This window comes from Bacillus sp. cl95 (assembly GCF_900115925.1).
GTDB lineage: Bacteria > Bacillota > Bacilli > Bacillales > Cytobacillaceae > Neobacillus_A.
On the sequence record NZ_FOYF01000001.1, the window covers coordinates 246,107 to 258,924 of the forward strand.

Annotated in this window: 14 protein-coding genes and 1 tRNA gene; 2 read left to right on the top strand and 13 right to left on the bottom strand. The window is 35.9% G+C overall.

What is annotated here, in order from left to right; all coding sequences use genetic code 11:
- Nucleotides 1-25 precede the first annotated feature (25 nt).
- The 6 genes from BMZ31_RS01285 to BMZ31_RS01310 all read right to left on the bottom strand — a co-directional run bounded on the left by BMZ31_RS01285 (nucleotide 26) and on the right by BMZ31_RS01310 (nucleotide 5,381).
- Nucleotides 26-1,009: a polysaccharide biosynthesis protein gene (locus tag BMZ31_RS01285; RefSeq protein ID WP_090829918.1), complete on the bottom strand. Its 984-nt coding sequence runs from the start codon at nucleotides 1,007-1,009 to the stop codon at nucleotides 26-28.
- A complete protein-coding gene (locus BMZ31_RS01290; RefSeq protein ID WP_090829919.1) occupies nucleotides 1,010-1,669 on the bottom strand; it encodes a DUF1796 family putative cysteine peptidase in 660 nt (219 codons plus the stop codon).
- A 420-nt stretch (nucleotides 1,670-2,089) separates the two neighbouring features.
- The gene (locus BMZ31_RS01295) at nucleotides 2,090-2,416 is read right to left on the bottom strand and encodes a hypothetical protein (RefSeq protein ID WP_090829920.1); all 327 of its coding nucleotides are present in this window, start codon (nucleotides 2,414-2,416) and stop codon (nucleotides 2,090-2,092) included.
- A 283-nt stretch (nucleotides 2,417-2,699) separates the two neighbouring features.
- The gene (locus tag BMZ31_RS20625) at nucleotides 2,700-3,647 is read right to left on the bottom strand and encodes a hypothetical protein (protein WP_090829921.1); all 948 of its coding nucleotides are present in this window, start codon (nucleotides 3,645-3,647) and stop codon (nucleotides 2,700-2,702) included.
- The gene (locus tag BMZ31_RS01305; protein WP_090829922.1) at nucleotides 3,622-4,875 is read right to left on the bottom strand and encodes a glycosyltransferase family 4 protein; all 1,254 of its coding nucleotides are present in this window, start codon (nucleotides 4,873-4,875) and stop codon (nucleotides 3,622-3,624) included. The genes BMZ31_RS20625 and BMZ31_RS01305 overlap by 26 nt, the downstream gene beginning before the upstream one ends.
- Before the next feature lie 158 nt (nucleotides 4,876-5,033).
- The gene (locus BMZ31_RS01310; protein ID WP_254778546.1) at nucleotides 5,034-5,381 is read right to left on the bottom strand and encodes a DUF4183 domain-containing protein; all 348 of its coding nucleotides are present in this window, start codon (nucleotides 5,379-5,381) and stop codon (nucleotides 5,034-5,036) included.
- 182 nt (nucleotides 5,382-5,563) lie between these two features.
- Between BMZ31_RS01310 and BMZ31_RS01315 the strand changes: the two genes are divergently transcribed.
- Nucleotides 5,564-5,944 (top strand): DUF4183 domain-containing protein, encoded by a 381-nt coding sequence (locus BMZ31_RS01315; RefSeq protein WP_090829923.1) that lies wholly within the window; start codon nucleotides 5,564-5,566, stop codon nucleotides 5,942-5,944.
- Between the two features lie 78 nt (nucleotides 5,945-6,022).
- Here the strand turns inward: BMZ31_RS01315 and BMZ31_RS01320 are convergent, their stop codons facing one another.
- The 4 genes from BMZ31_RS01320 to BMZ31_RS01330 form a co-directional block, all read right to left on the bottom strand.
- A complete protein-coding gene (locus BMZ31_RS01320; protein WP_090829924.1) occupies nucleotides 6,023-6,940 on the bottom strand; it encodes a GDP-mannose 4,6-dehydratase in 918 nt (305 codons plus the stop codon).
- A 490-nt stretch (nucleotides 6,941-7,430) separates the two neighbouring features.
- A complete protein-coding gene (locus tag BMZ31_RS01325) occupies nucleotides 7,431-8,603 on the bottom strand; it encodes a glycerophosphodiester phosphodiesterase family protein (protein WP_254778547.1) in 1,173 nt (390 codons plus the stop codon).
- 838 nt (nucleotides 8,604-9,441) lie between these two features.
- Nucleotides 9,442-9,538: transfer RNA gene (locus BMZ31_RS20200), tRNA-Sec, on the bottom strand.
- A gap of 154 nt (nucleotides 9,539-9,692) precedes the next feature.
- A complete protein-coding gene (locus BMZ31_RS01330) occupies nucleotides 9,693-10,109 on the bottom strand; it encodes a GNAT family N-acetyltransferase (RefSeq protein ID WP_090829926.1) in 417 nt (138 codons plus the stop codon).
- Between the two features lie 108 nt (nucleotides 10,110-10,217).
- Here BMZ31_RS01330 and BMZ31_RS01335 point away from each other — a divergent pair, with 108 nt between their 5' ends.
- A complete protein-coding gene (locus BMZ31_RS01335; protein WP_090829927.1) occupies nucleotides 10,218-10,643 on the top strand; it encodes a DUF2621 domain-containing protein in 426 nt (141 codons plus the stop codon).
- A gap of 128 nt (nucleotides 10,644-10,771) precedes the next feature.
- Here the strand turns inward: BMZ31_RS01335 and BMZ31_RS01340 are convergent, their stop codons facing one another.
- The 3 genes from BMZ31_RS01340 to BMZ31_RS01350 form a co-directional block, all read right to left on the bottom strand.
- A complete protein-coding gene (locus BMZ31_RS01340; RefSeq protein ID WP_090829928.1) occupies nucleotides 10,772-11,239 on the bottom strand; it encodes a CcdC family protein in 468 nt (155 codons plus the stop codon).
- 55 nt (nucleotides 11,240-11,294) lie between these two features.
- Nucleotides 11,295-11,651, bottom strand: coding sequence for a response regulator (locus BMZ31_RS01345; protein WP_090829929.1), 357 nt, complete (start codon nucleotides 11,649-11,651; stop codon nucleotides 11,295-11,297).
- Between the two features lie 311 nt (nucleotides 11,652-11,962).
- Nucleotides 11,963-12,673 (bottom strand): cytochrome c biogenesis CcdA family protein, encoded by a 711-nt coding sequence (locus BMZ31_RS01350; RefSeq protein WP_090829930.1) that lies wholly within the window; start codon nucleotides 12,671-12,673, stop codon nucleotides 11,963-11,965.
- Between the last annotated feature and the right edge of the window lie 145 nt (nucleotides 12,674-12,818).

Below are 12,818 nucleotides of genomic sequence, written 5' to 3' on the forward strand. Positions count from 1 at the left end.
TCTTTTTCATCCTGAAAAAGTAAAATCAATATAGGAGTTTTGACTGAACTAACATTTTTTTGATTTCCTCATGAGTCATTAAATGATCCTTTGAACTATAAGATGACTCACTTATTGGTTGACATGCTGAGTACAATTCCCTTACACCTGGGGTGTTAATGTCCGGAAGAACCACAAAATATTCTTGGTTATAAACAACGGTATCTTCTATTTCATTGTGTGATACAAGAACCTCATGCAGTTTTTCTCCTGGTCTTGGACCTGTTTCAATAATATTTACTTCTTTTTCAAAATGTTCAATTAACACTTCCGCTAAATCTATTATTTTACACGCTGGCATATTGATAACAAAAATCTCCCCGCCTTTTCCATCCGTACTGGCTTTTAATAAAAGCTTTATCGCATCTTCCTTGGTTAAAAAGAACCGTGTCATTCGTTTATCAGTGATAGTAATTTCCTTTTTATTTTTTATTTGGTCAATGAATAAATGAAGAACGCTTCCGTTTGTTCCTAGTACGTTTCCACCTCTTACACAAACAAACTTCGTGTTTGTAGTTAATAGATTGGCATGTATGATTAATTTTTCACCTATAGCTTTGGTAAATCCGTAGAAATTTGCTGGATCTGCAGCCTTGTCAGTGGATACATTAATCACTTTTTTCACTTCATTGAATATCGCTGCATCAATCACATTTTGAGTACCTGTAACATTTGTTTTAAGAGCTTCCATAGGGTGTTCTTCACAAATTGGAACATGCTTTAAGGCAGCAAGATGAAATACATAATCGACGCCTTTAAAGGCCTGAAATAATGCCTCCTTATCCCGAATATCCCCTATTCGAAAATTTAAACGAGGATCTTGATAATCTCTTCTCATCTTAACTTGTGTATCTTCGTTACGTGAAAAAATGATGATTTCTTTTGGATCATGGGTCAATAATTGAACAATAAGTTCTTTCCCCCAGGAACCTGTACCACCAGTTACTAAAATAACTGAGTCTTTAAACATCTACAAAACCTCCTTTTTCGAAGCAGTAATAGTAATATCTTTAAATATGGATCTCCAATATTCATCATTCCCCTGCCATTTTTCAACATCAGGAAGTTCTATGGCACATACACTCTCTACAGGCCAGTCCTTTTCGATTAAGTCATTGGTATCTGTATGATTTACAAGTAGAATATGAAAATCATTTTTTACCAATTGTGATATCACTGATTCAAGTTGGAGTATTTCTTCAAAGGTTCCTTCCGTTCTTATAAACAGGATACGCTTTCCTGTTGAAAGGATATCTAAGAATTTTTTAACCCTTCTGTCAAATTTAGCTTTAACCTCAGGGTAAGTGGCTAAATTAGTGAATGTATTTTTGCTTGCTTTAAAATCATGGCTTGATACGATCTGATAACCCGTATCTGTTACACAAAGATACTGTTCTGTACTATCTACACCTGTTGAATACCCTATAGGCATTAAATTGGATTTGTCCATATACCCATTGAATCGATTTTTCAAAAGCAGACTAATGCTAGGCAATGAAGGGGATGACATCCAATCCAATGGCCCCGCGAAAGGTCTCAAGTTGTTTTTTCTTAGCTGAAGGGCTGCTAGGCACAAGTCTCCCAAACTATAGATAGCATCGTAATTTCCTCTTAAATCTTCTAATCTCATAAAAAGTTAACATCTCCTTAAATCAAACGTTTCAAAATTTGGGGTGATTTTAATCTTTGAATCATCTAAATAATAGATGTATGAATAAAGTTAAAAAATCATCTAATTAAAAGCCTATCTCCTCCTAACGTTGCTCATGCAAAAAATACACCTAAGTTATTAAATGCAAAAATAAAATAAATGATAGGGCAAATAAGCTATACTTTAAAAAATTCTTTATCTTTATTAATAAACTGATTTGGAATAGAAAAACCTATATTTAGTGGATACCTCATCGGATTTTATGAGGATAAAATAAGACCGTAAGAACATTAATGTGCTTACGGTCTTATTAAGGGCTATATTTCTTCTGGTACTCTTTAAGGACAAGTCCTGACGAAAAGCAGGACCTTTAAATTGTGTTTTTATTAATTGGGGAAATTAAACATTGCTTCCTGATATTACGTAATCAGTGTTTGTTTTTGTAATGGTTATAGTATTGTTAATATTGAGAAGGTTATCAAGTTCACTACTGGCTACAGTTACAAATTGAATTTTGCTATAAAGGTCTCCATTGAAAATGGTAAACAATAATAAGCCATTTAGAAACATATTTTGTGGGTCACCAAATGAAACGAGAAGAGATTCTCCTGGATTTAAAGTGAATGAAACTGTCCCATCTTGATTAAAAGGCTCATTTCCTTGGCGAATAAAGATAGTCATCTGTAAAGTTGCTGGAGAATTGTTAACAAAGGTTTTTTCTGCCATTTTATTACCTCCCTTCTCTTTAAGACATAAAATATCTTATTTTTTCAATGAATCATTTGACAGGGCTTGTATAATAGGGAAAATCATAAATTTAAAAAATAAAAACATATTAAATATTTACATTTCACCAAAATCTTTCGTATAGTTTACGAAGCAGTATTTTAAAAGCCTTTTCTAATCTAAAAGACAAAAACTCGCTATAAACTATTAGCGAGCTTTCAAGACTCAAAATGATGTTCTTTTTAAAAATAACATCACTTTTTATAAATAACTGTAAGATCAATCATTTTATGTTTATATGTTTTCTAATAAATTTTCTACTTGTAATATCCGAAATTAATGAGTTAGGAAGATGATAATCATCTGGTACTGTATCTGTTATTTGCTTCAAGACCTTATGATCGACTAAGACTTCTGGATTGTGCACTTGTTCTCCAAACAAAAAATTATAGTTGTCAGCTTTCATTGGTTCAAAGATTTTTATGCTTATTGGATTAGGTACTTTAAAGTCCTCTGTCAATGCTTCTTTAATTGGTTCCCACACTTTTGGATCAACAAATATTTTAGGGGTAGGCGTATTGGGGGAGAATAATAAACGATATAAACTACTGTCCATTGGTTTAAGCGTCATTTCCGTAAATGGGTTAGGGAGTAAATAATTTTTTGGCACAGAATTTTTAATGGATTCCCAAACCTCAGAATCCACGAAAATTTCCGGTGATTTAATTGTTGTAGAAAAGATGGAATGATAGGCATCTGCTTCCATGGGTTTAAAGATTTTTTCAAAAAAAGGATTTGGCAAAATATATTCAGCAGGAATAATATTTAAAATCCTTTCCCATATTTGTGGTTCTACAAATACTTTAGGCGATGGTACCATTTTATCAAAAAGGGAAAGATAAAAATCGCCTCTCAATTTGTTAAAGGATTTCAATGTGTCCGGATTAGGGAAAACTAATCCTTTGGGAACCGATTCTATTATTTTTTCCCATTCTAGTCCGGAAACAAAAACATTTGGATTTGATACGGGGAAAGAAAACAATGAATTATATTCATCTGAATTTACTAAATATACTTTAGGATTTTCATCCGAAGGCTTAGCAAATAGGGAAGGGTTTTGGTTTCTTGACCAGACTTTTTGAGTATATGACCAGATTTTTTTTAACCAAACTTTACAATTGGATAAACAACTGTGTAGAAATTGACTAATTATTATGATCAGATGCGCCATTACTCTCGTCCTTCCCACGAATGGAAATAGCACTCTTATAAATTTCCAGTAAATGTTTAACACCTTTATCTATTGACCAGTGAGTCATACCCCATTTTTTTGAGTTCGCCCCAAGCCTTTTCCTATATTTTTCATCATCCAGTAATAAATTTATTTTTTTGTAAAGAGTCTCAACGTCACCAGCGGGAGTGATTAATCCTGTGACTCCATCTTCAACAATTTCAGGCAATCCTCCTACATCACTAACAATTATGGCTTTACCAGCAATTTGGGCTTCTATTACAGATAAGGGCTGATTTTCCAAGAGACTTGGAAGAACAAAAATATCCGATTTTGCTAACAAGTATGGAATGTCATCCCTTTTTCCAAAAAAGAAAATGTCTCCGTCTAAACCGAGGCCCTTACTTTGTACTTTTAATTCTGCTTGTTTATCCCCGTTACCAATAATCCAGCATACCCAATCTTTACGAATTTTTTTCAATTTACCTAAAGCTGATATTAAATGATGAACTCCTTTTAGTTCTACCAGCCTGCCAGCATAAATAATGACTTTTTTGTTCTTAGGAGGTTGAATTGAGGATTTTTCCTTAGACCGTTTAATAAAATTCTCTGTATCGAAACCATAGTGTAAAACTTTAATTTGTTCAGTTGGAACCTGAAACTCATTTGTTAAAATGCTTTTTAGCCATTCATTTGCAACAATGGTAACCTCAGCAGATGTAGCTCCAATTCGCTCCAGCTCATCATAGTAAACTCTAGCCATATAGGATGTATTTGATTTATGAATAGTATTCAATTGATGCCTTACTTCATGGGCTACAGAACCATGAAGAGTTGCAATAAGGGCGGAATGCTTAGGTCTAATCCTATTTATGGAGGCAGTTGCGATTACGTCCTGTGTATGGATCACATCGTATTTATCCAGCCCTAAATAGGCAGCGCTTAACTCATAGACGTAACGATGAAATTCAGTATATTTTACTAATTCATTTGCATATATAGCGGGGTAGGTTTGCTCGTTTAGTTTTGCATTTAATAAAGGAAGGAGCTTTTCGCTATCTATTTTTCGATCTTCATTAACGATGTAAACCGAGATATTATCCTCATCATATCCAAGCATATCAACTTCATGACCCAATGATTCAAGCTTTTCCCGTAATTGAACCATATAATTCCATACTCCTCCAACATGTGGAATAGGCCAATAAGTTGCAAGTAGTATTTTCATTTACATCTCTCCTATATTATTCGGTATATCCTAACAATATGGAACGATAGTCCATTTGGTATAGGCCGATAACATAGTTTTTTAAGATTTAATTTTATTATTGAATAGTACAAACCTAATAGGAAATTGTATCCCCATAGAAGTGGTAAATTATTTTTTTAATAAAATTTTACCATTTGCAAAATAATGGGTGTTCCTTTTGATGGAACGTCCTCTGTAAGAATCGTGATTTTTCCTTTTTCGGTGTGGTAACATGTTTTGGGCTGTAAGACTCCATTAATAAAAAGATTGATCAAAGATACGGTTCTTGGATCTAAGATCTTTTGTTTTCCGTAACAAGTTAAGGCATCTTTTTCTGTGTAAATCCTTTTTAAACCGTCAGAGAGGGTATAAAATTCTACAACTTCGACATGTTTGGGACTAATATAAAATTCTTGTCTATCTATTTCCGGAATGCCCAAAAAAGGGGGCGGCGGAGATTGTATGGTAGTCTTTCGTATTCTCAAATTACATTCCTCCCTTCACAAAAATTTCATGTTTATTATTAGTAATTTATCATATTTGTTTTAATGGGAAACGTGCAAAATGGTTAAATTCATGAACTTTATAATAAATCAACTCGTCCTTCCATATCTCATTTTAGTTATTTTACATATGTTGTATGGAACAATTAAAAGGAGGAAAAATTATGGGCTTAAAAATAATAAAGCTTTCCGTTTCATCTGATACAAAAATTGCAACATCCCCCACTGTAACAAGATTTTTTTATGAAGTACCTGAACCCTTGTCTCAAATAACCGCCTTAAAAATTGATGCTACTCATTTTTTAGATGATACTGGTCGTAGTGTTGAATCACTGCCGTCATTAAATCTAAATAATAGCTATTTTAATGTTTATATCAATGGTGTTTTGCAAATGGACGATAATTTTGCTTATACTGCTGGTGAAGAAGGTATTGGGAACCTTCTCATTTCCATTCCAGAAGGAACGGAGATCGCTGCAGGAACTCCAATTATTTTAGAAGTTATCAACTTTAACCCTACCCTAAAGACCACTTTTGAGACATAATGATGAGAATTGTGAAATGACATGAAACTGAGGCTGACTCAAATTTGAGTCAGCCTCAATTTCTTTTCAAAAAACGAGTTAATGATTTTTTTGAATAAAGTGGCATGTTTTGGTTAAACCTTTGATAATTGAATATTTCGGCTCCCAGTTCAGTTCCATTTTTGCTAAATTATTATCAAGACAACTGTGAGTGATGTCTCCTAATCGTTCTGGTTTATATTCGGGCACAATGTTTTTATTTAAGATACTATTGATTATTTCAAATATTTCATTGATAGATAATCTCTTGTTTGTGCTAATGTTATAAGTTCCATTTTGTTCTGCTCTTAATGCAGTTAGATTGGCTGAAACGACATCCTCTACATAGACAAAATCTCTAGTTTGTTTCCCATCCCCATAGATTGCAGGAATTTCATTTTCGATCATTTTATTAATAAAAATGGAGATGACACCACCTTCGCCCTTTGGCATTTGCCTAGGACCATACACATTTGAATACCTTAAAATCGTATATTTTACACTATAGAGTTGTGCATAAGATCGGATATATAGTTCAGGGGTATACTTCGATATTCCGTAGTTAGATAGAGGATGAATAAGATGTTGTTCACAAACCGGCAAATATAGAGGTGTTCCGTAAACGGCTGCAGAGGAAGAATAGATGAGTTTACTATTATAATTTTTACATAATTCCAAAATGTTCAGCGTACCTAAAATATTCATTTGTGCATCTAGGACAGGATTGTGTATGGATGTTTGTACGTCTATTTGAGCCGCTAGATGAAAAACAGCATTTGGTTTCACTTCTTCAAATATCAAGTTCAATTTCTGTACGTCTAAGACGTCCGACTGATAAAACTTAGCTCGCGGATTAAGAAATTGCAGTTTTCCAGTCGATAAATTATCTATAACATGGGTATCAAATCCCTCTTTTATTAACCTATCGACTAGATTCGAACCGATAAATCCCAATCCACCAGTAACTATAATTTTCATTAACTCTCCTTCTTTCATGCTTTGCGATTTCATTCCTACTAATGATATGATAAAGATCGCATGTTGTTTGGACTAATATCTTAATAAATTATAGGTGATTAGAATATGAATGCCATCTAATAAAAATGGATAGTTAAAAGCAGAATCCCAGTTTCATGGAAATTGTTCGCCTTTTAAACGTCTTTTCCAAGGCTACATCTGAAAGAAGGTTATGGAATGAAGCCATTAATGATGTTAGTAAACTTCCTTTATGCGTTTTCATTAGTACGAGGGGTTCAGATACGCTATTTCATTTACTTATGATACGGTTCACCATAATGTACCTAATTGATGTTTTTTATATAAATTCCTTTTCTAATAACTAAAAAAGAGACACAGTTCATTTTAACTCACCGTGTCTCTTAGCTGATAGGTGCTTTGGCTATCAATCTTTAATGATTTTATAAAATTACAGAGATATCTAGATAAATGTAATAAACGATTAGCTAATTTATTCCTTGCGAGCGGTATAACTCTTTGGCAGATCTAGACCATGCTGTTCCATGACTTCACGCAGACGGTCTGGGTAGTTAGTAATGATTCCATCGACACCATCGTTGATAAGCTTGTCCATCGAAGGCTTGTCGTCGATTGTCCAAGGAATGACCGCCATGCCGTACTTGTGTGCATCCTCAACCATGCTCTTCGTCACATAGGGAACATAGTTGTCATCAGTGATTTTGCCATTCTGCGGGAAACCGTGCACAGGTGAGATGGCGTCCACTCCGAACGAGTGGGCAGCTGCAACGAAGTCACCACCAAAGTCGTCTATATCAATTCCACCCAACCATGGAGAGGCACCCACCTGACCAGGCTGAAGGAATTGTGGACCGTTAGTCAGTGCGACAATTGGCAAGCGTGGTTCTACCTCTTTCATACGCATGAGCGCGCCCCAGTCGAAGCTTTGAATTGACACTCGGTTAAGCATTCCAGCTTCTCGGACCTGTTGAGCAACAATCTGTACGAATTCTTCACGTGGAGCGGTCTGCTCTGGTGCCCCAGCCTCCACCTTCGTCTCGATATTCATCCATACATTGTTAGCGTTGTAGAGTTTGACCAGGTCGAAAACCTCCGTTAAAAGTGGCATCCGAGCACCAGGGTCAGGGGACTGGCCTGGATATTGCGGCAATACCTGTGAACCACAATCTAGCGTTCGTACTTGTGCAAGCGTTAGGTCTTTTATATACTTGCCAACGTAAGGATACTCAGGATCACCTTCGAATGCTGGGCTAGTGTCCATGCACTTAGCACCCGAGATCTTACGATCGTGTGTGATAACAGCTTGATGGTCTTCTGTGATTTGCACGTCAAGCTCGAGTGTGCTCACACCAAGTTCAAGAGCGTGAGCAAACGATGCAATCGTAGACTCAACGGTTAGGCCGAGTCCGCCGCGATGTGCCTGCAGGTCAAACTCTTTGGAACCAAAGCTTTTCGAATTGTGTGACCAATTCGGGTTCTCCGCAGCTGAGGCTGGTTGTACTGACACTTGGCTTGCCGCTGAACCTATGATTAAGGCAGCCATCGTTGCTAAAATAAACTTTTTCCTCTTCATTTTGCTCATCTCCTTATAATCTATTACTCTTATAAGTTTAGATGAATGCTGTAAATCCTTTATTAACAACATGATAAGATAAAGTTAAGAAAAACAAGGAGATTGTCTTGGTTCTTTTGGCTTAAAAGAATATACAAATCTAACAAATAGGTTTTTAGTAGGAAGTAAAAATTCCTATATTCATAGATAGCGTAGAAACTCCTTTCTTAGTTTATGTTTTTTTTGTAAACTTCGTGGCTACTCATTTAACCATTTAGTTTTCAGGGGGTAACAACTTTTCCTTGATTGGTTTCCTTTGAGGAGGTAGGCTGTGATACCTATGGCATCAGTCACGTCCCTACAGAGTCTAAGGGATAAACGTAAAATTCAATCGGGGCAAAAGTTTTTGATTTATGTTGCTCCTGATAGAAATAATTGAAATTCCTCTTCAACTATAAAAAATATGGATTAACACTAGAATTATCACACTGAGGTTTTTATGGATGAAATTATCAGTTAACACCGATAATTAATTTGTTTTACAACTTATTGATTCTAATTTTTTATTGGATAGAGAATCGGTTAAAATCACTCATATTCAAGTTATTTCTAATTTTGTAGAATACATGATCCAACAAGAATCCTCTTAAAATTATATACCATAAGCCGACTGATTACTGGTACGATATATAGATGATTTTATAATATTAAAAAACCACATTTACTTATGATACGTTTCAGCGTTATTGATCCTAAATACATTAGAGACTATTCCATGTTTTCTTATACTTATACGCATACAAAAAACCTCCAAATATAATAATTTGAAGGCTCTGAACACACACAGTTTTAGCTTCTCGGTCACTCACAGTTTCGTTCAAAATGAACAAAAGAATCTGTAGATGAGAATTTGATTGATTAGAAATCTTATTGGCGGGACCGCCTGGGAATCGAACCCAGCTAACCTGGCACGCAGGTCACAAGCGGTTTTGAAGACCGTGGAGGACACCAGTACCCCATTCAGCCCCGTGAAATTTTATTGCTTCGAAATGCAAAGGTGTGGTTGATTAGGTTATATAAAGTTAAACCCTTTCCCCATCACCTTTAGTATCTTACTATGAAATCTACTATTTTTCAATACAAATGGATTTCTTACAGGAACGTCCTACACAATCCTAGTCACTACTCCCTTACCTTCCTCATAAACTTCATCTCTCCCAAGTCAATCGTAAATCCCCATTTTTCATAGAACTTAACCATTTCAGGGCGGCAATATAACTCGAAGTGTTTCACACCAACTAGGTGAGGATGATTAACTACCAGATCCATCAGTACTTTTCCTAACTCATGACCACGATAGTCTTCCTTTACGATGACATCAAGGATCAGCGCCTTATAAACTCTATCTGTTAACACTCTCGTAAAACCTATCAGTTCATTTGTTTTCTCCTCACACAGACCAACGGTGATATCTGAATGCTCTAGCATTTTTTTTACATCTTCAAGAGTGCGGCCTTTCGTCCACCATTCTTCTTGATACAAACAGTGCAATTGTTGTACTTGTTCTTTAGAGAGCTTCTCGACGACTATGTATTTCATTTTTCACATATCCCTTTCATTTCTCTTAACCATCCCCCAATGCTTGTCTAACCCTACCTTAACAGTCTATAATAGGATGAAATAGAACATGTTGAAGGTGAGTTAGATATGCTTGAAGGCTGGTTTGCAGGGTTTATTTTAGTATGGGTGGTTATCCTGATCGGTTTGTTTGCAATCGGTGGGTTCTTTATGTTCCGAAAGTTTTTGAAGAAACTTCCTAAAGAAGATGGCAAGTCAGTGATGGATTGGGAAGAACATTACGTAAGAGAGTCGCGTCATTTATGGACAGACGAGCAAAAACAGTTGCTAGAAGACTTAGTGAGTCCTGTGCCTGAACTGTTCCGGGATGTAGCCCGCCACAAGATTGCAGGTAAAATAGGTGAGCTTGCATTGAATGAAAAAGTACCGGAAATTACGGAAGAACTCGTTATTCGAGGATACATAATGGCTACACCTAAACGTGACCATAAGTTTTTACGTAAGAAGTTAAATGAAAACCGCATTGAGATTACCCCATATGAACACTTATTCTAAACTGCCAGCATTGGCAGTTTTTTATTTTTCATGGAGGGGTTTGTTTATCTAGCGGAAAGTGGAGATAATCCAGCCAACACACCTCCCCCTAACCTACAAAGAAAGACACCCATTTCTAGGTGTCTGATCTAAGATTGCAGCTGGTCTTTCAATTTTCGGTAGTTGATATACATTGCGATTCGCCATGGTACGATCATACTGAATGCAAGAATCCAGAACATTCCACTTAGTTGGCCAATATCAATTGTCGTACTTAAGATGGATTTCAAGATAATCCTTGCAATCAGTAGTCCCACTAATATATACATAAACACTTTTGATCTTTTCAAATAAATATTGTTTTCACGGATTTCAAACTTAGATGTCTTAGTTAATAGTATGGAGAATAACAAGCCGACAATGACGGCTTCTAAAAGTTCCATTTTTGTCACTCTAAACATTGGAACAACAAACATCAATGCCCCTGTGCTCATAAAAATTGGTGGCAGAATGATTTTCTTGGCAGATGCAGGCTTTTTCGCAGATTTCATACGAATGATCATGGCGAAAATGGCCATTCCTACAGCACCGAATGAAGATGCAACAACCCAGTTCATAGCACCCATCCTTCTAATTTTTTTGAAAGTCTTGATGATAAGGCTTGGTAATAAATTAGCTTAACACTTTGTTAATCGCTTCTAATACGCGGGCACCATCAAATGGCTTCACAATAAAGTCTTTTGCTCCTGCTTCGATTGCCTCGACGATCATTTTGCGTTGTCCCATTGCTGAGCACATGATGATCTTTGCTTGTGGAGCCTTGGTTCGGATTTCCTTTACTGCGTCGACGCCGCTCATTTCAGGCATCGTGATGTCCATTGTGACAAGATCCGGATTCAATTCTTCATATAAACGGACAGCTTCGCGTCCATTTTCTGCTTCACCAACGATTTCGTGCTCGCCCTTTAATATATTTGAAAGGGTAATTCTCATGAATTTTGCATCGTCTACGATTAAGATTCTTGCCATCGGTGATTCCTCCCTTATGAGAAAAGCAAAAGCGCCATGCTAGCTTTAGAGCTAGACAGTTATCTTCATTCAAGTCATATTTATCATTTCTTAGGAAAAGTGTATTTATAAAAGATTTTTGTCGACTATCAATTCAACTAAATGATGTACATCTTTTAAACTAATAATCTTAAATATAACTAAAATATAAGATAAATTCAATTCTTGAATCTACAATTTTTATCAAAACACTAAATAATGTCTAAAAAGTCTAAATTCTTCATTTAAAAAGCTTCCCACCTGCACTTACTTAGCAAGGAGAAGCCATTCTTTTAAAAACCCGTAAAGCCTCCAAACATTTGTTGAAACACCATGATGATTTTTGTCATCCAGTTAAAGAACAATACAATCCCCATTACAATCATGATGTAACCGCCGACTTTCATGATGATCATACTATTCTTACGAATCCATTTCATTTTTCCTAGGAAGAATGAAAGTGCAACGAACGGTACTGCAAAGCCAATGATGTAAGCCGTCATATATAGCATTGCCGATCCTGGGTTAGATGTAGCCATGTAGAGAACCGCAGCAAGAATAGGACCGGTGCAAGGCGTCCACCCTGCCGCAAATGCCATTCCTATCAGTATGGAACCAGCATAACCTGAGGGACGGTTTTTAAATTCAAGTCGTCTTTCTTTCATTAAAAGCTCTGGTTTAAAGACACCAATGACCATCAAGCCGAATAATACCATGAAAATGGCACCGAGTTGACGGATTAAATCTTGATAATTATAAAAGAAATTACCGAGAAAAGAAGTACCAAAACCGAGTGCAATAAAAATAATTGAAAAGCCAATCAGGAAGAATAACGTATGTAATAAGCTCCGTTTTTGGAGCATGGCGTTTTCACTTTTTAATTCACCAACAGACATTCCCGTGATATAAGATAAAAATGCGGGGTATAAAGGCAGGCAGCAGGGGGAAATAAAACTAAGAAAACCGGCGCCTATAGCTAAGAACAGATTTACATCAGTTGCCATTGTCACATCTCCTATTATTGTTCAGTCGTTTCCTATTCTAACAAAACTTTAAATGAAAAGATAACGCTTTGCTTGTGAACATTTTGTGACAAGCTTCACTGTAGTAATAGCTTGTTTTTTCTCATTATATGGCAGAAAAAAATAA